The organism is Streptomyces sp. NPDC005931 (assembly GCF_042871235.1).
Lineage (GTDB): Bacteria > Actinomycetota > Actinomycetes > Streptomycetales > Streptomycetaceae > Streptomyces.
Map to the genome: position 1 here is coordinate 192,417 of NZ_JBIAIG010000002.1, position 17,502 is coordinate 209,918.

The 17,502-nt window shown below is 72.7% G+C and carries 18 protein-coding genes and 1 tRNA gene; 7 read left to right on the forward strand and 12 right to left on the reverse strand.

All coding sequences use genetic code 11. The features are described from left to right. Positions 1–46: 46 nt before the first annotated feature. The 8 genes from def to ACFYOV_RS04815 form a co-directional block, all read right to left on the reverse strand. On the reverse strand, positions 47–697 hold the full coding sequence (gene def / locus ACFYOV_RS04780) for a peptide deformylase (RefSeq protein WP_389082854.1): 651 nt from the start codon (positions 695–697) through the stop codon (positions 47–49). A 94-nt stretch (positions 698–791) separates the two neighbouring features. After that, positions 792–1,772 carry a tetratricopeptide repeat protein gene (locus ACFYOV_RS04785; RefSeq protein WP_389082856.1) on the reverse strand — a complete coding sequence of 327 codons (981 nt, stop codon included), beginning with the start codon at positions 1,770–1,772 and terminating at the stop codon, positions 792–794. Between the two features lie 116 nt (positions 1,773–1,888). After that, a complete protein-coding gene (locus tag ACFYOV_RS04790) occupies positions 1,889–3,178 on the reverse strand; it encodes an HD-GYP domain-containing protein (protein ID WP_389082858.1) in 1,290 nt (429 codons plus the stop codon). Continuing rightward, entirely contained in the window at positions 3,175–4,527 is a 1,353-nt protein-coding gene (locus tag ACFYOV_RS04795; RefSeq protein WP_389082860.1) for an HD-GYP domain-containing protein, read from the reverse strand. Before ACFYOV_RS04795 ends, ACFYOV_RS04790 begins: the two co-directional genes overlap by 4 nt. A 157-nt stretch (positions 4,528–4,684) precedes the next feature. Next, a complete protein-coding gene (rsrA, locus tag ACFYOV_RS04800) occupies positions 4,685–5,011 on the reverse strand; it encodes a mycothiol system anti-sigma-R factor (RefSeq protein ID WP_389082863.1) in 327 nt (108 codons plus the stop codon). After that, the gene (sigR, locus tag ACFYOV_RS04805) at positions 5,008–5,691 is read right to left on the reverse strand and encodes an RNA polymerase sigma factor SigR (protein WP_389084046.1); all 684 of its coding nucleotides are present in this window, start codon (positions 5,689–5,691) and stop codon (positions 5,008–5,010) included. Before sigR ends, rsrA begins: the two co-directional genes overlap by 4 nt. 261 nt (positions 5,692–5,952) lie before the next feature. Then, positions 5,953–6,600 carry an alpha/beta family hydrolase gene (locus ACFYOV_RS04810; protein WP_389082865.1) on the reverse strand — a complete coding sequence of 216 codons (648 nt, stop codon included), beginning with the start codon at positions 6,598–6,600 and terminating at the stop codon, positions 5,953–5,955. A 1-nt stretch (position 6,601) separates the two neighbouring features. Further along, positions 6,602–7,417 carry an SOS response-associated peptidase gene (locus ACFYOV_RS04815; RefSeq protein ID WP_389082867.1) on the reverse strand — a complete coding sequence of 272 codons (816 nt, stop codon included), beginning with the start codon at positions 7,415–7,417 and terminating at the stop codon, positions 6,602–6,604. A gap of 60 nt (positions 7,418–7,477) precedes the next feature. Here ACFYOV_RS04815 and ACFYOV_RS04820 point away from each other — a divergent pair, with 60 nt between their 5' ends. From ACFYOV_RS04820 to ACFYOV_RS04835, 4 genes are all read left to right on the forward strand, one after another. Further along, a complete protein-coding gene (locus ACFYOV_RS04820) occupies positions 7,478–8,200 on the forward strand; it encodes a M50 family metallopeptidase (RefSeq protein WP_389082869.1) in 723 nt (240 codons plus the stop codon). Positions 8,201–8,323: 123 nt separating this feature from the next. Then, a complete protein-coding gene (gene aroA / locus ACFYOV_RS04825) occupies positions 8,324–9,640 on the forward strand; it encodes a 3-phosphoshikimate 1-carboxyvinyltransferase (protein WP_389082871.1) in 1,317 nt (438 codons plus the stop codon). Positions 9,641–9,649: 9 nt separating this feature from the next. Then, positions 9,650–10,660 carry a ribosome small subunit-dependent GTPase A gene (gene rsgA, locus ACFYOV_RS04830; protein ID WP_389082873.1) on the forward strand — a complete coding sequence of 337 codons (1,011 nt, stop codon included), beginning with the start codon at positions 9,650–9,652 and terminating at the stop codon, positions 10,658–10,660. A gap of 88 nt (positions 10,661–10,748) precedes the next feature. Then, positions 10,749–11,072 carry a DMT family transporter gene (locus ACFYOV_RS04835; protein WP_389082876.1) on the forward strand — a complete coding sequence of 108 codons (324 nt, stop codon included), beginning with the start codon at positions 10,749–10,751 and terminating at the stop codon, positions 11,070–11,072. Between the two features lie 13 nt (positions 11,073–11,085). Here the strand turns inward: ACFYOV_RS04835 and ACFYOV_RS04840 are convergent, their stop codons facing one another. After that, positions 11,086–11,694 carry a TetR/AcrR family transcriptional regulator gene (locus ACFYOV_RS04840; RefSeq protein ID WP_389082878.1) on the reverse strand — a complete coding sequence of 203 codons (609 nt, stop codon included), beginning with the start codon at positions 11,692–11,694 and terminating at the stop codon, positions 11,086–11,088. 211 nt (positions 11,695–11,905) lie between these two features. Here ACFYOV_RS04840 and hisN point away from each other — a divergent pair, with 211 nt between their 5' ends. Beyond that, positions 11,906–12,706, forward strand: coding sequence for a histidinol-phosphatase (gene hisN, locus ACFYOV_RS04845; RefSeq protein ID WP_389082880.1), 801 nt, complete (start codon positions 11,906–11,908; stop codon positions 12,704–12,706). Positions 12,707–12,900: 194 nt separating this feature from the next. After that, entirely contained in the window at positions 12,901–13,305 is a 405-nt protein-coding gene (locus ACFYOV_RS04850) for a cyclic nucleotide-binding/CBS domain-containing protein (protein ID WP_389082882.1), read from the forward strand. Positions 13,306–13,382: 77 nt separating this feature from the next. On the opposite strand, the gene ACFYOV_RS04855 is transcribed toward ACFYOV_RS04850, so the two are convergent. Further along, complete coding sequence (locus tag ACFYOV_RS04855) at positions 13,383–14,834, reverse strand: catalase (RefSeq protein ID WP_389082885.1); 1,452 nt, start codon at positions 14,832–14,834, stop codon at positions 13,383–13,385. Positions 14,835–14,979: 145 nt separating this feature from the next. Here ACFYOV_RS04855 and ACFYOV_RS04860 point away from each other — a divergent pair, with 145 nt between their 5' ends. Further along, on the forward strand, positions 14,980–15,396 hold the full coding sequence (locus ACFYOV_RS04860) for a Fur family transcriptional regulator (RefSeq protein ID WP_389082888.1): 417 nt from the start codon (positions 14,980–14,982) through the stop codon (positions 15,394–15,396). A gap of 169 nt (positions 15,397–15,565) precedes the next feature. Here ACFYOV_RS04860 and ACFYOV_RS04865 read toward each other — a convergent pair. After that, positions 15,566–15,639 (reverse strand) — tRNA-Met (locus tag ACFYOV_RS04865). Between the two features lie 51 nt (positions 15,640–15,690). Next, positions 15,691–16,824, reverse strand: coding sequence for a dihydrofolate reductase family protein (locus ACFYOV_RS04870; RefSeq protein WP_389082889.1), 1,134 nt, complete (start codon positions 16,822–16,824; stop codon positions 15,691–15,693). Between the last annotated feature and the right edge of the window lie 678 nt (positions 16,825–17,502).

Sequence of the window (17,502 nt, forward strand, 5' to 3'; positions counted from 1 at the left end):
AGGGAGAGGTGCGGGGCCCCCGGGGAAGCGGGGGCGTACGGGTCGCTCAGTCGTTGGCGACCACGGGGTAGCGCGGCTCGTTCTCGGCCATCTGCCGCAGCGCGTCCTTGCGCTCACGCTTGGAGAGCCGGTCGATGTAGAGGTAGCCGTAGAGGTGGTCCGTCTCGTGCTGCAAACACCGCGCAAAGTAGCCGGTGCCGCGTACCTTGATCGGGTTGCCCTTCTCGTCCTGTCCGGTCACCTCTGCGTAGTCGGGCCGGGCGAGCGGCGCGTAGGCGGTGGGCACCGACAGGCAGCCCTCGTTGCTGTCGTCCAGCCGGCGCCGGTCGGCGGGCAGCTCGACCAGCCGGGGGTTGCAGACCACGCCGACGTGCCGCACACCCTCGTCGTCCGGGCAGTCGTAGACGAAGACCTTCAGGTCGACGCCGATCTGGTTGGCGGCCAGGCCCACGCCCTCGGCGGTGCGCTGGCTGGCGAACATGTCCGCGACCAGCTGCTGGAGTTCCTCGCCGAAGTCGGTGACGTCCCTGCACTCCTTGTGCAGCACCGGGTTGCCGACCACGGTGATGGGCCGCGAGGTCCCGCGCTCCCGCCAGGCGGCCTCGCGCTCCTCGCAGTTCTCCGTGTCGACGACGAACCCCTCGTCGTCGACGGGGAGCACGCCCGCGTTCTGCTGATCGGTGTCCTGCTGAGCCATGACCGACGTGTGCCTTCCTGGAAAACATGGGGGTGTGATGCTGATACAGGGTACGGGGACCTGGCGCCGCGCCCGGGCGACGTGTCACAACGCCTCAGCAGACCTCTTCCAGATCCCGCCAGTCCCGCGAGTCCGGACTGTCCGCGACCCACCCGTCCAGCAAGCCCCGGACCAGCGAGGCGGGCGCGGCGATGCCGCACTCGCGCTCCGGCACCCACAGCTGCCCGTCGGTGCGGTGCCCGAGCGGGCCGGGATGACCCGGCTCGCTGTGGTCGTGCGGGTCGAGATGCTCGCCGTCGCCCTCGTCCGACGGCATCCGGGACTCCGAGCACATCCGGCACAGCAGCCGCACGGACGACGACCAGTCCTCGGCCGCGAAACCGGCGTCGGAGGCGAGCTGCTCCAGCGCGTCCCGGTCGGCCTCGGTCGCGGCCTCCAGCAGCACCACCCAGGTCGGCACGGGCGAGGGTGCCCACAACTCGATCTCGTCGAACACCGGGTAGGTGTGCCCGGCGGCCGTGCTGCGCTCGCCGTGCGGCACGCCGTCGTGCAGGACGACCTCGCCCCAGCGGCGCCCCGAGGACGGCAGCGGGATGGACAGCACCTCGATCCGGGCGGGGTCGAGGCGCCGCCCCCACACGACCTCGGCCTCCCCCTCCGGGGAGAGCCGTACGGCGGCACTGCCCAGGTCCATGCCCAGCGGCTCACCGGAGTCCGTGGCCGCCCCGGGGACCCTCAGCCCGTAGGCCTGCCAGGCCCGCCGGGCCAGCGGCCAGTCCTGGAGCGCGGTGGCGGCGATGCCGACGTTCCACCAGTCGGGCGCCCCGGCGTCCCGGTCGAGCAGGGCCACGGCCCTCAGGCCCGCGGCCCGCGCCTGCTCCCAGTCGTGCCGGAACTTGTGCAGCAGCGCGAGGTTGAACCAGGACTCCGAGAGCCAGGGCTCCAGGTCGGCGGCCCGTGTCAGCAGCGCGCCCGCGTCCTCGTACCGGCCGTCGCCGATGAGTGTGAACGCGCGGTCCGTGGCCTGCCGCCAGGAGGCGGAGGGCCGGTGCCGTCCCTTGCCGAAGATCCTCACGATTCCCGCCTGCCAGTTCCGTGCGGTGGGCTGGCCGTGCCTGTGTTCGAGCCCCCGGACACCTTCTCCCTCGCATCCAACCACGTGCGGCCGGAACGTCGCTCATTACCCATGGGTTACCCATCCTCGCCCGGTGTCAGACCGTCCCGCCCGCGGCCCTCACCACGTCCGGTCCCGTTCTCACGTCCCACCTCCGTGTTCCGGGACAGCACCCGGGCCAGTGCCTCGACGACCTCCGGGGCGTACTCCCCGGCGCCGCCCAGGCGCAGTTCCTCGAGCGCCGTCAGCGGCCCGCCGGGCCCTCCTTCCCGTGACTTCTCCTCGTAAGCGTTCACCACCCGGACGATCCGCGCGGCGAGCGGCTGCTCCCGGTGCGGGTCGGCCTGCCGCTCCACGATCCCGGCCACCCGTGGGTCCACCCCGGTCTGGCGGACGACGGCGCCGCCGAGCAGGGCGATCCGCCGCTGCTCCGTGACCGGCAGGGCGGCGGTGGCGCCCGCGGGCACCGGGTCGACGAGGCTGAGCTGACCGATGTCGTGCATCAGGGCGGCGTACTCCAGCACGGTCAGCTCGGGTTCGGTCATCCCCAGGTCCCGGCCGACCGCCTGGCTGAGCGCGGCGACCCGGTGGGCGTGCCCGGCAGGGGTGCAGCCGGCGATCTCGGTGGCCCGGGCGAGGGAGGCGATGGTCTGCCGGTAGGTGGCCCGGACGGCGGCGTACCGCCGGTAGGACAACTGTGCGAGCAGCAGCGGCACCGAGAAGACCGGCAGCGCCCACAGCCCGACCACGGCCACCGCGAGGGCCATCACCGCCCCGGTGGCGATGACGGTGGCCCCGATGCCGGGTACGGCCCGCAGTTCGTCGCGCAGCACCGGACCGAAGGGCCACCCGGTGCGGGAGTGGGCCAGCGCGGCGGCGAGCACCGCGTCGCACAGCGTGGTCAGGGACAGCAGCGCGAGCAGCAGCAGCGCGTGGGCGGGACCGCCCCAGTCCTCGAAGGCGCCCCGGTTGTACAGGGGCTGGAAGCACGCGGCGACGAACCCCGCGGTGAGCACGCGGCGCGCCAGGTGGTCCAGGGTGGGGCCGTGCCCCCGGCCCACGTGCGGCACGCTGCCGAGGAGGGAGGCGGCGAGCACCACGGTGACGACCTGAGCGGCTCCGTGGTGGGTGGGCTGCCCGGCGGCCTCGCCGAGCAACGCGTAGGACAGCGACCCGGCGGCGGCCAGCGGCGCGGCCTCCCGGATGCCCGTGCCGCTGCGGCGGGTGAGCTCGCCGACGGCGACGAGGACGCCGAAGGCCAGGGCGAGGCCGCGTTCGGCGACACCGCTCCACAGGGTCGCGCCGAGGCAGCAGGCGGCGAGGAGGGCCGCGCAGAGGTGGACGAGGGTGTGGAGCCGGCGGCTCATCGGCGCGCCCCCGGCCGGTCGGTGACCGGTGCGGCGGGGGCGGGCACGGGGGAGGCGGAGCGGACGTCGTCCGCGGTGACCGCGGGATGCCAGCCGGTCCGGTCGATCACCCGCACCAGGGCCGCGACCATCCGCGGATCGAAGTGGTCCCCCGCGCACCGCTGGAGCTCCTCCAGGGCGGCGGGCACGGGCCGGGCCCGGCTGTAGGACCGGGTGGAGGTCATGGCGTCGAAGGCGTCGGCGACCGCCACCACCCGCGCCGACTCGGGGATCTGACTGCCCGCCAGTCCGTAGGGGTAGCCGGTGCCGTCCAGCCGCTCGTGGTGGTGCAGCACCGCCGCGCGGGCCTCGCCGAGGAAGGAGATCCCGCGGACCATCTCGTGTCCGTACTCGGGGTGCAGTTCGATGATCCGGCGCTCCTCGGGGGTCAGCGGCCCGTTCTTGGTGAGCAGCCGGGTGGGCACGCCGAGCTTGCCGACGTCGTGCAGGATGCCGGCGAAGCGCAGCACCTCGACCCGCTCGTCGTCCATGCCCAGCTCGCGCGCGATCATCATGGACGCCTGTCCGACGCGCTCGCTGTGGCCGCGCGTGTACCCGTCCTTGATGTCCACGGCCTGCACCAGGGCACGGATCGTCGCCTGGTGGGCGGCCCGTTCCCGGTGATACTGCGCGAACGCCCACCACGAGACGCACATCGGCAGCAGCACGAGCAGCGCGGCCGGGGGCCCGTAGGGACTCCGCCACAGCAGGGCCATCATCAGCCCGGCGAGCCCGTGCACCGTGATCGGCGCGAGCGAGCGCAGGAACAACCGGGTCCGGGCCGGCGGGGCCGGCACCCGGCCCCGCCGGCCGAGCGGCGCTCCCGCGGTCAGCGCCGCGCCGTCCAGCAGGGTGAGCACCAGGCAGAACACCAGCACCGCGGCCCCGGCCGTCGCGAGGGCGCCCGGCATGTCGCAGGCCGCGACCGACTCCCGCCCGCCGACCGCCTCGTGCGCCCGGCTCGCGGCCCACACGGCGAGGACCAGCCTGCCGGCCCGCCAGATCCGGCGCGCGGCGAACGGCCGCTGCTCGACCGGCAGCAGCAGCGCCCCGGGCAGCGCGACCAGCGCCGCGGCGGGCGGCGGCAGCAGGAAGGCCCCGGCGAGCAGCACGGGGTAGAACGTTCCGCCAGGACTGGGGGCGCCGACGAGGCGGGAACGGGCGAGGCGCTCGCAACCGGCGTAGAGGGCGGCGAGCAGGGCGACCGCCCACCAGGGGACGCGGGCCGGTGGCAGCGGCAGCAGACAGAGCAGCGCGGCCAGGGAGACACCGCCGAGATGTACGCGGGCCCGTGCCGGTAACGCCTCCATGAGCCCCTCCCCGACCGTGCGTGCCGCGCTCGACCTGCCGCCTGTCAGGTTCCGGAGCCTAGGACGGTGAGGGGTGCCTCCGCGGGCCGATAACCCGCGGATTAGCACGTACGAGTGACGACGGTCCCCTTACGGGGGACGGCCGGGCGCAGAAGCGTCAGGACTCCTGCGGGCTGATCCGGGGTGCGGGTGCGGGTGCGGCCGTGACGTCCTGATCGGGGACGGCCTGTCCGGAGCGGATCAGATCGATCCGGCCCATCACCTTCGAACGCAGGTCACCCGGCACGTCGTCGTGCCCGCAGCACCGCTTGACCAGCTTCTTCACGGCCTGCTCCAGGCCGTACTTCTCCAGGCACGGCGAGCACTCCTCGAAGTGGTGCTCGAACTTCACGCAGTCCGAGTCCGGCATCTCACGGTCGAGGAACTCGTAGAGATGATCGAGGATTTCGCTGCAATCCGTCTCGTGCGGCTCTCCGCAGCTCATGACCCCGAGCCTTTCGCTTCGTTCGACTCTCCGGCGCCGGCCGGGACCAGACCGCGTTCGCGGGCGTAGTCCTCGAGCATGCCGCGCAGTTGACGGCGGCCCCGGTGCAGCCGGGACATCACCGTACCGATGGGCGTCCCCATGATGTCGGCGATCTCCTTGTAGGCAAAGCCCTCGACGTCCGCGAGATACACCGCGATGCGGAACTCCTCGGGAATCGCCTGGAGCGCTTCCTTCACGTCCGAGTCGGGCAGGTGGTCCAGTGCCTGCGACTCGGCCGAGCGCAGCCCCGTCGACATGTGCGACTCGGCACGCGCGAGCTGCCAGTCCTCGATCTCCTCGGCCGCACTGCGCTGGGGTTCGCGCTGCTTCTTGCGGTAGGAGTTGATGAAGGTGTTGGTGAGGATCCGGTACAGCCACGCCTTCAGGTTGGTGCCCTCGCGGAACTGGTGGAAGGACGCGTACGCCTTGGCGTAGGTCTCCTGCACGAGGTCCTCGGCGTCGGCCGGGTTGCGCGTCATGCGCAGCGCGGCCGAGTACATCTGGTCGAGGAACTCGAGCGCGTCCCGCTCGAAGCGCGCGCTGCGCTCCGCGGTCGACTCCGCGCCCGCGCCGCCCCGGCCCTCGGGCTGCTCCTGGCCGTGCTCGGTCCCTGCGTCGGTACCGGTGACCGGACCCACCTCCTCCAGTGTCGTCGGGCGACCGTGTCCGGTCTCGTCCGAATCGGAGAATAGACGACGATCCGGTCCGCCCGCCGCCCGAACAGGGGCGGTCTTCGCCGCGTGCAGCACGGTCCACTCCAGGTCGGGACGGCTGCTGCTGCGGGTCGGGCAGAAAGTGGAACCCATGCGGGGGGACTTCCTCTCCTACGACGGCGGTGCCGCTGACCGGCACGTACGTCCGGTTCAAACAGTGGGGGCCGGCCGGGCATTCCCGGCACCTCACCCGAGGGAGCCGGCCCACCGCGTCACCGCGTCCGTGACGATCCCCAGCGCCTCCTCCTGTGTGATGCCGGCCCGCTTCGGCACGGTGAGGCCGTGATCGCCGTGGGGAACCTCGACCAGTTCGTAGGCCCCCTCGGGGAACTCCTCCGGCCTGCCGAACGGGTCGTTGCCGCCCTGGACGACGAGGGCGGGCACCCCGGCGCCGAGCAGTTCGTCGGCGCGGGACCTCTCGGGTCTGCCGGGCGGGTGCAGCGGGAAGCTCAGGGCGAGGACGGCGCGGGCGCCCAGCTCACGGGCGGTGCGGCAGGCGACGCGGGCACCGGCGCTGCGCCCGCCGGAGATCACCGGCAGGCCCGGCGCGGTCAGCGCGGGCCAGACGCCCCGCCAGCCGGTGTCGAGGGTCTTCGGCGCGGGAGCGACCTTCTTGCCGGCCACCCGCCAGGGCTGCTCGACGAGGGCCACGGTGATGCCGTGGGCGGGCAGCTCCTCGGCCAGGGCCCTGAGGTCCCGGGCCTCGATGCCGCCGCCGGCGCCGTGGCTCGCGGCCAGCACCAGCCGGGCCCTCCTCGCCGGGTGCCAGCTGATGCGGGCGTCCCCCGCATCGGTACCGATCGTCTCGGTGGTCACATCGGACTGGGTCGTCACGTCAGAAGAGTGTGCCCTCTTCCGGCCCGTCCAGCTCCTTGAGCAGCTCCGGGCCGTTGTTGCGGACGTTGCTGACCGCTGTGCTGACCGGGTAGGCGCGCATCAGGCCCCCGGGCGGCGGGGCGAGGAGCGCCCGCAGGTCCTCGACGTCGGTGCGGGCGGGGTCCAGCCAGGCGTCCCAGCGGTCCGGCGTCAGCATCAGCGGCATCCGGGGGTGGATGTCGGCGAGGCGGCGCGGGCCGTCGGCCGGGGCCACCGCGAGCGGGCTGGTCTCCGCCTCGGTCGTGATCACGGAGCAGGTCGCCCACCAGGCCTGCGGGTGGTCGTCGGGCAGCGTCCGGTCCCGCCAGAACTCGTACAGCCCGGCCATGGCGAACACCGTGCCGTCCGCGGGCGTCACGAAGTACGGCTGCTTGCGGGGCCGCTTCTTCCTGCCCTCGACCTCCAGCTCCCGCTCCTGCGTGCCGGTGACCCACTCGAAGTAGCCGTCGGCGGGCAGGATGCAGCGCCGGGCGGCGAAGGCGCGGCGGTAGGACGGCTTCTCGTGGACCGTCTCCGCCCGGGCGTTGATCATCCGCGCGCCGCCTTCGGGCGTCTTGGACCAGGAGGGCACCAGACCCCACTTCAGCCTGCGCAGCTGCCGGACCGGGCCCGGGTCCGCCGCCTCCTTCAGGGGGCGGTCGAGAACGGCGTAGACCTCCTTGGTGGGAGCCACGTTGTAGTCGGGCTCCAGGGTCTCCTCCGGCTCCCACTTCTCGATCTCGAAGATGCCTGCCAGGTCCTCGGGCCTGCGACTCGCTGCATACCGTCCGCACATACGTGCAACACTGCCAGACTCCGCACGCGCGCAGGGAGCAATCGGGAACACATGGAACGCATGGTCAGCACCGCATCCGCCGCGCTCGCCTCCCTCTGGGACGAGGTCTCCGGCACCCAGCCCGACCCGGACACGTGGGTGGTGGCCGCCACGCTGGCCGCCGCGCTCGCCGTCGTGGTCCCGCACCGGCCGTGGCGGCTTTCCCGCAACGCCATCACCATCGCCCACGAGGGCGGTCACGGGCTCGTGGCGCTGCTCACCGGCCGCACCCTGACGGGGATACGCCTGCACTCGGACACCAGCGGCCTGACCGTCAGCCGGGGCAAGCCGCACGGCATCGGCATGATCCTCACCGCGGCCGCCGGCTACACCGCTCCCCCGCTCCTCGGTTTGGGGGGCGCGGCGCTGCTGGGCGCCGGGCGCATCACGCTGCTGCTGTGGCTGGCGACGGCGCTGCTGGTCGCCATGCTGGTGATGATCCGCAACGCCTACGGGGCGCTGAGCGTGCTGGTCACCGGGGGCGTCTTCGTGCTGGTGTCCTGGCTGACCGGACCCCAGGTGCAGGCGGCGTTCGCCTACGCGGTGGTGTGGTTCCTGCTGCTGGGCGGGGTGCGCCCGGCCTTCGAGCTCCAGGCCAAGCGGGCCCGGGGCGGGGCGGGCGACTCGGACGCCGACCAGCTGTCCCGGCTGACGCACGTGCCGGCGGGCCTGTGGTTCTTCCTGTTCCACGCGGTGTCGCTGTGCTCGCTGCTGGGCGGGGGCCGCTGGCTGCTCGGGTGGTGAGCGGTCAACCCGAGTGGCGGGCGCGTCGGCGGCTCCACCCCGTGGGCGCCACCAGCCACAACGCCCCGGCGGCCGGACGACGGCGCCGTACCCGCGCGACCGCCGCCCACTAAAGTGGGCCCCATGGCCCCGAACGATGCCCACACCGCCCTCTGGCCCGCCCCGCACGCGAGCGGAGCCGTCGACGCGACGGTCCACGTGCCCGGGTCCAAGTCGGTCACCAACCGTGCCCTGGTGCTCGCCGCCCTCGCCTCCGAGCCGGGCTGGCTGCGCCGGCCGCTGCGCTCCCGCGACACGCTGCTGATGGCGGGCGCGCTGCGTGCCATGGGCGTCGAGATCGAGGAGGGCGTCGGCCCCGACGGCACCGGCGAGGCCTGGCGGGTGCTGCCCACCGATCTGCGCGGCCCGGCCACCGTCGACGTGGGCAACGCCGGCACCGTGATGCGGTTCCTCCCCCCGGTCGCCGCGCTCGCCGACGGGCCCGTCCGCTTCGACGGCGATCCCCGCTCCTACGAACGCCCCCTGAATGGCGTGATCGACGCACTGCGGGTGCTCGGCGCCCGGATCGACGACGACGGCCGCGGCGCGCTGCCGATGACCGTGCACGGAAGCGGGGCCCTGGACGGCGGCACCGTGTCGGTCGACGCGTCGTCGTCCTCGCAGTTCGTCAGCGCCCTGCTGCTGTCCGCGCCCCGCTTCAACCAGGGCGTGGAGGTGCGGCACACCGGCGCGGTCCTGCCGTCGATGCCGCACATCCGCATGACGGTCGACATGCTGCGCTCGGTCGGCGCCCAGGTCGACACGCCCGAGTCGGGCGGCGAGCCCAATGTCTGGCGGGTCACCCCGGGTGCCCTGTTGGGCCGGGACCTGGTCGTCGAGCCGGACCTGTCGAACGCGCAGCCCTTCCTCGCGGCGGCGCTGGTGACCGGCGGCCGGGTCGTCGTCCCGGACTGGCCGGAGCGCACCACCCAGCCCGGTGACCGGCTGCGGGAGATCTTCACCGAGATGGGTGGCTCCTGCGAACTGACCGACTACGGCCTGGTGTTCACCGGCTCCGGGTCCGTCCACGGCATCGATGTCGACCTGGGCGAGGTCGGCGAGCTGACCCCCGGCATCGCCGCGGTCGCCGCCCTCGCGGACTCGCCGTCGACGCTGCGGGGCGTGGCCCACCTCCGGCTGCACGAGACGGACCGCCTGGCCGCGCTGACCAAGGAGATCAACGAGCTCGGCGGCGACGTCACCGAGACCGCCGACGGTCTGCACATCCGCCCGCGCCGGCTGCACGGCGGGATCTTCCACACCTACGAGGACCACCGCATGGCCACCGCCGGCGCGATCATCGGCCTGGCGGTCGAGGGCGTGCAGATCGAGAACGTGGCGACCACGGCGAAGACCCTGCCGGACTTCCCCGACCTGTGGACCGGGATGCTCGGGGCGTAGGGGTTCACCATGCGCCGCTACGGCAAGCACACCGACGAGGACGACATCCGTTCGCGCCCCAACCGCAAGGGCAACCGGCCGCGCACACACATCCGGCCCAAGCACGAGGACGCCGCCGAGGGGATGGTCCTCACCGTCGACCGCGGCCGGTTGACCTGCCTGGTGGAGGACCGGGTGGTGATGGCGATGAAGGCGCGCGAGCTGGGGCGCAAGGCAGCGGTGGTCGGTGACCGGGTGGCGCTCGTGGGCGATCTGTCCGGCCGGAAGGACACGCTCGCGCGGATCGTGCGCATCGGCGAGCGGACCTCGGTGCTGCGCCGCACCGCGGACGACGACGACCCCTACGAGCGGGTCGTCGTCGCCAACGCGGACCAGCTGGCCATCGTCACCGCCCTCGCCGATCCAGAACCCCGCCCGCGCCTCATCGACCGCTGCCTGGTCGCGGCGTACGACGGCGGGCTGACGCCACTCCTCGTGCTGACCAAGTCGGACCTCGCGCCGCCGGACAAACTCCTGGAGCTCTACGGCGACCTGGACATCCCGTACGTGGTCACCAGCCGGGACGAACTGGACGGCGGCGGGGCGGCGGACCGGGTGCGCGAGCATCTGGACGACCGGATCACGGCGTTCGTGGGGCACTCCGGAGTCGGCAAGACCACGCTGGTCAACGCGCTGGTGCCGCAGGAGCGGCGGCGTACGACCGGTCACGTCAACGCGGTGACCGGCCGGGGGCGGCACACCACGACGTCGGCGCTGGCGCTGCCGCTGGCCGGGGCGCGGGGCTGGGTCGTGGACACGCCGGGCGTGCGGTCGTTCGGGCTGGCGCACATCGATCCGTCCCGGGTCATCCACGCGTTTCCCGACCTGCAGCCGGGGACCGAGGGCTGTCCCCGCGCGTGCAGTCACGACGAGCCGGACTGCGCGCTGGACGCATGGGTGGCGGACGGCCACGCGGATCCGGCGCGGCTGTACTCGCTGCGGCGGCTGCTGGCCACGCGGGAGCGGGCCGAGGGGGACTGACCCGGAGCGCGGTGGGCTTCGCGTTGTTTGGCGTCGGCTGCGGACGGTAAGTGCATAATCGCACCTGGCGCATACGGGAGGACGACACATGGCGTGGCTGCTGGTCGTAGTGGCCGGGTTGCTGGAGACCGGTTTCGCCGTGAGCCTAAAGCTGTCCCACGGCTTCACCCGGCTGTGGCCGACGATCGCCTTCTGCGTGTTCGCGCTCGGCAGCTTCGGGCTGCTGACCCTGTCGCTGAAGAAACTGGACGTGGGCCCGGCGTACGCCGTGTGGACCGGCATCGGGGCGGCGGGGACGGCGATCTACGGGATGGTGTTCCTCGACGACCTGGTGTCCACCCTGAAGATCGTCTCGATCACGCTGGTGATCGTCGGGGTGATCGGCCTGCAGCTGTCCGGCTCGGCGCACTGAGTCCTCCCGGCCCTCAGGGGACCGGCTGTCGGTGCAGGGCGCCGCGGACCAGGTCGGCGATGCCGTCGGGGGGCGGGGCGGTGACGCAGGACAGGGCGAGCCGGACGACCAGTTCGCAGCAGCGGGTGAGGTCGGCGGTGTCGGCCCGGGGGACCCCAGGGCCCGCCAGGGCGGTGACGGCGCGGTCGCGGACCAGGGCGACGAAGTCACCGGGTGAGGGCAGGGGGCCGTCGGCGCGGCGCTGCGCGGGCACGGCGGAGGTGGACGGCACGCGCGCGAGGGTCGGTGCGGGCAGGCGCTCGTTCCAGCATCCGGTCAGCATGGCGCGGACCAGGGCGTTGTCACGGGCGGTCGCGGCGGTCCACTCGGCGGTCGCGGTGAGCCGTTCGCGGGGATCGGTGGAGCCGGTGAGGGCGCGGTCGACGCCGGCCAGGTATCCGTCGGCCTCTCTGCGGACGAGCGCCCGGGCGAGGCCGTCCTTGCTGCCGAACTCGTTGTACAGCGTCTGCCGGGACACTCCGGCCGCCGCGGCCACGTCCACCATCCGCACCGCGGACCACGGCCGAAGCGCCAGCGCCCTGTGGGCGGCGTCCAGGAGAGACTCCCGGGCTGCGGGCATCATCGCCTCCCTCGGGGATGAGCGAGCGACTCTGCGGTTCAGATTTGACGGGGTGCCGGGCACTGTCAAGGGGTCGCGTGGGGCGTGCGGGAGTGCGGATGGGTACTCGTGCCCCACTCCCCGCCCCGGTCCTCCCGCCGCACCCGGTCGCGGTGGCGCGGGGGCCCCGTCCCCCGGTGGCCCCGCACCGACCCCGGCGGATACCGTTCGTTGCATGCCCGACTACCTCGATGACCTGCGTCTCGCCCACGTCCTCGCGGACGCCGCCGACGCCGCGACGATGGACCGGTTCAAGGCCCTCGACCTCAAGGTGGAGACCAAACCGGACATGACGCCGGTGAGTGAGGCCGACAAGGCCGCGGAGGAGCTCATCCGCGGCCACCTCCAGCGCGCAAGGCCCAGGGACGCGGTGCTCGGCGAGGAGTACGGGGTGGAGGGCACCGGGCCCCGGCGGTGGGTGGTCGACCCGATCGACGGCACGAAGAACTACGTGCGGGGCGTGCCCGTGTGGGCCACGCTCATCGCGCTGATGGAAGCCGGCGAGGGGGGCTTCCAGCCCGTCGTCGGTGTCGTCTCCGCCCCCGCCCTCGGCCGCCGCTGGTGGGCCGCGAAGGGGCACGGGGCCTACAGCGGGCGCAGCCTGTCCTCGGCGTCCCGACTCCAGGTGTCCCGCGTCTCGAAGCTCTCCGACGCCTCCTTCGCTTACTCCTCGCTCAGCGGCTGGGAGGAGCAGGGGCGGCTGGACGGCTTCCTCGACCTGACCCGCGAGGTGTGGCGGACCCGGGCGTACGGTGACTTCTGGCCGTACATGATGGTCGCCGAGGGCTCGGTCGACATGTGCGCGGAGCCGGAGCTCTCGCTGTGGGACATGGCGGCCAACGCGATCGTCGTCACGGAGGCCGGCGGCACCTTCACGGGCCTGGATGGCCGCCCCGGTCCCCACAGCGGCAACGCCGCCGCGTCGAACGGCCTGCTGCACGACGAGTTGCTGGGGTATCTCAACCAGCGGTACTGAGCGGTACACCAGCGGTACGAGCCAGGACGAGGCCCGCGTGCGCGCCCCCGGTCGGCCGCACGCGCCCTCTTGTTGACCCCCGCTTTACCTGCCACCCTGAGAGTCGCCCACACTTGTGAATTTGTGAAACCGTGAACTAGCGGATCCCGTGTCCGCAGCAGCGCACTGTTTCCGGTAGGAGGTGGCTCCATCCCATGCTCGTCCGTGACGCCATGAGCACGGTGGTCCTCACCATCGGCCCCGACCACACCCTCCGCCAGGCCGCCGCCCTGATGTCCGCACGCAGTGTGGGCGCGGCCGTGGTGCTCGACCCCGACGGCACCGGCATCGGCATCCTCACCGAGCGGGACGTCCTCAACTCCGTGGGCCGGGGCCAGGACCCCGACTCCGAGCGCGCCCATGCCCACACCACCACCGACGTCGTCTTCGCCGCGCCGTCCTGGACCCTGGAGGAGGCCGCCGGCGCCATGGCCCACGGCGGGTTCCGGCACCTGATCGTCCTCGACCGGGGCGAGCCCGCCGGGATCGTCTCGGTGCGCGACATCATCCGCTGCTGGGCGCCCGTACGGCAGGCTGCCGCACAGCCGGCCCCGGCCTGACCGGTACACGCGAAACGGGCCGGGCTCCCGTGTCGGAGCCCGGCCCGCCCGCTGCGGCAAGCGGTCCAGCGCCGGAATCAGCCGCGCAGGGCCTGGACCGCGACCTCCAGCCGCTTGCCGAAGTCCTCGTCGGCCTGGCGGAAGTTGTTGATCGCGCGGTCGGCGATGTCGTCGCGCGTGACGCCCGAGAGGGCGTTGGCCAGGTTCTTCACCAGGCGTTCCTGCTCGTCCTCCGTCATCAGCCGGTAGAGGTTGCCCGCCTGCACGAAGTCGTTGTCCTCGGCGTGGACGGACGTGACCGTCTCGCCGGTGACACCGGCCACCGGGACGGGCTGCCACAGCGGGCGGTCCGTCTGGAACGGGCCGCCGAAGCTGTTCGGCTCGTAGTTCTTCGCGCCCTTGTGGCGGCCGTCGTACAGGTGGCCGTCACGGGAGTGGGTGCGCGCCTCGGTGGCGTGCGGACGGTTCACCGGCAGGTGGTCGGCGTTGATGCCGACGCGGTAGCGGTGGGCGTCGCCGTACGCGAAGAGGCGGCCCTGGAGCATCTTGTCCGGCGAGGGACCGATGCCCGGCACGAAGTGCGCGGGGCTGAAGACGGACTGCTCGACCTCCGCGAAGATGTTCTCCGGGTTGCGGTTGAGCTCCAACCTGCCGAACTCGATCAGCGGATAGTCCGCGTGCGGCCAGACCTTGGTCAGGTCGAACGGGTTGAAGCGGTACGTCGCCGCGTCGGCCGCCGGCATGATCTGCACGTAGGCGGTCCAGGACGGGTACTCGCCTCGCTCGATGGCCTCGCGCAGGTCCCGCTGGTGGGAGTCGGGGTCCCTGCCCGCGAGGATCTCCGCCTCCTCGGCGGTCAGGTTCCTGATGCCCTGATCCGTCTTGAAGTGGTACTTGACCCAGAAGGCCTCGCCGGCCTCGTTGTTCCACTGGAAGGTGTGCGAGCCGAAGCCGTCCATGTGGCGGTAGGACGCCGGGATGCCCCGGTCGCCGAACAGCCATGTCACCTGGTGCGTGGACTCCGGCGACAGACCCCAGAAGTCGAAGACGTTGTCCGCCTCCTGCGAGCCGGTGTACGGGTCGCGCTTCTGGGTGTGGATGAAATCGGGGAACTTGATGGCGTCCCGGATGAAGAACACCGGGGTGTTGTTGCCGACGAGGTCGTAGTTGCCCTCCTCGGTGTAGAACTTCACCGCGAAACCGCGCGGGTCGCGCACGGCGTCCGCGGCCCCCAGGTTCCCGGCCACGGTCGAGAAGCGCAGGAAGACCTCGGTCTGCTTGCCCACCTCGGAGAGGAACGCGGCACGCGTGTACGGCGTCACGTCGGCGGTGACCGTGAAGGTGCCGTAGGCGCCGGCACCGCGGGCGTGCACCACGCGCTCCGGGATGCGCTCACGGTTGAAGTGGGCCAGCTTCTCGAGAAGGAGCTGATCCTGAACGAGCACGGGGCCGCCGACGCCCGCGGTCTCGCTGTTCTGGTTGTCCGCTACCGGAGCACCGGCCTCCGTAGTGAGCGGTCCCTGCGTCACGTGCGCCTCCTGCGTCATTACTGACCAAACCTGTCCCTTGGCTAAAGCCGTTCCCGATCCTACAATGGACAATGTCTAAGTCAAGTGAAGATCCAAAGTCACACCCGTTCGGGACCTGGTTCCCCCTGCTGTTAGGCTGGTCTGTATGAGCGACCTTCTGGAACGACTGCGCGGACGTGGATGGCGGATGACCGCGCAGCGCCGCGTCGTGGCCGAGGTCCTCGACGGCGAACACGTCCACCTGACGGCCGACGAGGTGCACGCCAGGGCAGTGGCCAAGCTGCCCGAGATCTCACGGGCGACCGTCTACAACACCCTGGGCGAGCTGGTCTCCCTCGGCGAGGTGCTGGAGGTGGCCACCGACAAGCGGGCCAAGCGGTACGACCCGAACGCCCACCGGCCGCACCACCACTTGGTGTGCGCCCAGTGCGGCGCGATCCGCGACGTCCACCCGACGGGCAACCCGCTGGCCGACCTCCCCGACTCGGAGCGCTTCGGCTTCGCCGTCTCGGACGTCGAGGTGACCTACCGCGGCGTGTGCCCGAACTGCGCGGCGGCGTAACCCACCCACGCACGACGAAGCCCTCGGCACCCACGGTGCCGAGGGTTCTCTCGTGGTGGGCAGGACACGCGTGGTGAGCTGAGACAAAGACACGCGTGGTGAGCTGAGACACGGAGGACAGACGCACCGAGGGCCGGAACCCTTTCGGATTCCGGCCCTCGGCCTTCAGTAGCGGGGACAGGATTTGAACCTGCGACCTCTGGGTTATGAGCCCAGCGAGCTACCGAGCTGCTCCACCCCGCGTCGGTGAACACCAGTGTACGCCATCCACGGCACCCCCGGCACACCCGTTGATCACGGCCCCACCAGATGCCTGTTCGGCGCCTTGGCCCGCTCTTCGTACTCGGGCAGGAGCACAACGGTCGCACCCCCACCGACCAGCACCCCGGTCCCGTCGGCACCGGCCACGAACGTGTCCGGCTCGCGCCAGGCGGTCACCACCCGTCGCACTCCGGCCTCCAGGATCAGCCGGGCGCACGGCGCGGGCCGGGACGCGCGGCGTGCGCAGGGCTCCAGGCTGCTGTACACCGTGGCGGTGGCGAGCCGGGGGTCCGTGGGGTCGACCTTGGCGAGCGCGGCCTCCTCGGCGTGCGCCACGGCGTCCCCGCCCTCGCGGGAGTACCCGCGGGCCAGCTCCGTGCCGTCGGCCGCGACCACCACCGCCCCGACGCTGAACGCCGTCCGCGAGGGCGGGCACTCGGCCGCCAGCTCGCAGGCGAGGGCCAACCAGTGGTGGTCCGCGGCCGAGGCGGCTGCGCCGGTGCCGGGCGCGGTGGGCCGGTACCGCATCAGGACGACGTCGCCGATCTGACGGGTCTCCAGCAGCCGCAGCCGGCCGCCCTGGTAGCTGCCGGGGCCGAAGAGGCGGGGGGCGTCCGGGTCGCCGACGAAGAGCGGGGCGAGGACCAGCTGGAGTTCGTCGGCGAGGCCCTGGGTGAGCAGCTGGGTGTGGATGACCCCGCCGCCCTCGACCATGAGTCGCCGGACGCCCCGCTCGTCGTGCAGGTGCGCGAGGAGCCGCCGCCAGTCGAGCTCGGGGCCGAGCGGGACGATGCCGGCGCCGAGACCGAGCGCGCGGGCGCGGTCGGCTCCCTTGTCGGTCGTGTAAAGCACCTTCTCGCCGCCCGTGTGCCAGAACACGGCCGCCGGGTCGAGTGCGCCGGACCCGCTGACGGTGACCTTGAGCGGGTACTCGGCCCGTCCCTCGGCCACCCGGGCGGCCCGTCGCTCGGGCGAGTTGACCAGAAGCCGGGGGTTGTCGGCGCGGATGGTGCCGGCGCCGACCAGGATCGCGTCGACGGACGCCCGCACCTCGTCGACCCGGTCGAAGTCGGCCGCGCTGGAGAGCAGCAGCCGCTCGGGGCCGGTGTCGTCCAGATACCCGTCCAGGGAGACGGCGGCGGACAGCAGGACGTACGGACGGGGCATCGACGCACTCCAAGCGGGACGGCGGACGAGAACGGGGCCCGGGGGCCACGCGGTTCAAGTCTGCGTCACGGCCGGGCCCGGCGGGGCGGGATGGATCGACCGTCGCGAGCTGCCGCGGGACGTGCGCCGTTCACCGGCCCGTCGGCTCGTCCGCCCTTCGGCGGCTTCGCCCGTCGGCTCGTCCGCCCTTCGGCCCGGCTCACCGGTGATGAAAACGGAGGTGAAGACCAAGGTGAGGAAGACGAAGAAGACGCGCGACGGTCGGCTCCCGGTGCGGCGGAGCCGGTGACGGCCCACCGACCGGGAGTGCTCGGGCGGGCCGTCGTGTCCCGGCCCGGACGCCGCGCAACCCGTATGCCATCCGTCCAGGCCCCCATCCCGCCGTCGCTGGGACCGGACGCGACGACGTCCCGTAGGGACCGGAACCAGGGACGAATGGGGGCCGGCCCCGATGGCGCGGACAGGACGTGGACGACGCTGAACGCGCACCCACGTCCCCGGTGGACGCACCGCCGCGGCGCCTGCCCGGTAGCGGGCACCCGGTACGGGTGGCGGCACCTCTGCCCGGGCAAGCTCCTTGGTACGCACCCGAGTTTGAGTGCCCGGATCCGTCGGCCGTACTCGACCGGCCGAACCCGCCCCGTTATCCCAGGAGTTGCGGGCCCGGTGCGCGCGAGG